Origin of the sequence: Reichenbachiella sp., assembly GCF_039941815.1 — a bacterium.
Taxonomy (GTDB): domain Bacteria; phylum Bacteroidota; class Bacteroidia; order Cytophagales; family Cyclobacteriaceae; genus Reichenbachiella.
Genome location: NZ_JBDVDW010000031.1, coordinates 1 through 1,032 on the forward strand (window position 1 = coordinate 1; position 1,032 = coordinate 1,032).

Here is a 1,032-nt window from a genome sequence, read left to right on the forward strand (position 1 = left end):
GTGTCTCCATTACCTGAAGATCAACGTCATACTGATATTGTTAAATCTACCATTCAGTTAGCAAATTCCTTAAACATGAAGGTTATTGCAGAAGGCATTGAGACCCGAGAACAGGCAGACATGCTTATTTCCCTTGGTTGCCATACTTTGCAAGGCTACTATTTTGGCAAACCCTCCCCTATCGTGGAATGGACAGAGGAAGATAATAAAAAAGCCAAGGCTCATAGAATGGTCTATTAAAAGGCCTAGATAAAGTCATCGTCTTTGCTCTAACTGGCAAAACCAAGCTCAAAGTGGCCAAATGCTTTACTATGGACAGAATCCATTTAGCAGACCGTCTGGACCGCAGGAAGCCTATGACAAACACAATAGAGCAATTGATCGAACAACATCCTCTTCTTAAACAGCTGATAGCACTTAAAGAAGTTTCTTGGTTTAACCCTCACATCACAACACTTAACGACGCATTGCCCTATGTCGGCCTAGACAAATGCAACATTGAAGATGCCAGTAAAAGGCTTTCAAGGTTTGTACCCTATATTACCAAAGCCTTTCCAGAAACAGCGAAAAATTCAGGCATCATAGAATCCGAACTTGTCTCTATTCCTCACATGAAAGCTCTGCTTGAAAAAGAGTACGGCACACCTATATCAGGGCAACTGCTACTGAAAAAAGACAGTCACTTACCCATCTCTGGCTCTATCAAAGCACGCGGCGGCATACATGAAGTGCTTGCCCATGCAGAAAAGCTCGCAATAGAGGCTGGCCTACTGAATGAGATGGATGACTATGGCGAATTGTTTAGCCAAAAATACCGAGACTTCTTCAAGCAATTTAGCATCGCCGTTGGCTCAACAGGCAATCTTGGTTTATCCATTGGCATTATCAGTGCCAAGCTTGGCTTCTCTGTGTCAGTTCATATGTCAGCGGATGCAAGAGAATGGAAAAAAGCGAAACTACGCTCGTTTGGTGTCAATGTCGTGGAGTACCAACAGGATTATGGGGTAGCGGTGGCACAGGGCCGAAAAGAAG

2 protein-coding genes are annotated in these 1,032 nt (G+C 43.7%); both read left to right on the plus strand.

Annotation, left to right across the window (positions count from 1 at the left end; genetic code table 11):
* Nucleotides 1-240: EAL domain-containing protein (locus ABJF11_RS07240; protein ID WP_348119082.1), on the plus strand; the 240-nt coding region annotated here is incomplete at its 5' end.
* A gap of 71 nt (nt 241-311) precedes the next feature.
* Nucleotides 312-1,032 (plus strand): D-serine ammonia-lyase (locus ABJF11_RS07245; RefSeq protein WP_348119084.1); only part of this gene is annotated, 721 nt, incomplete at its 3' end.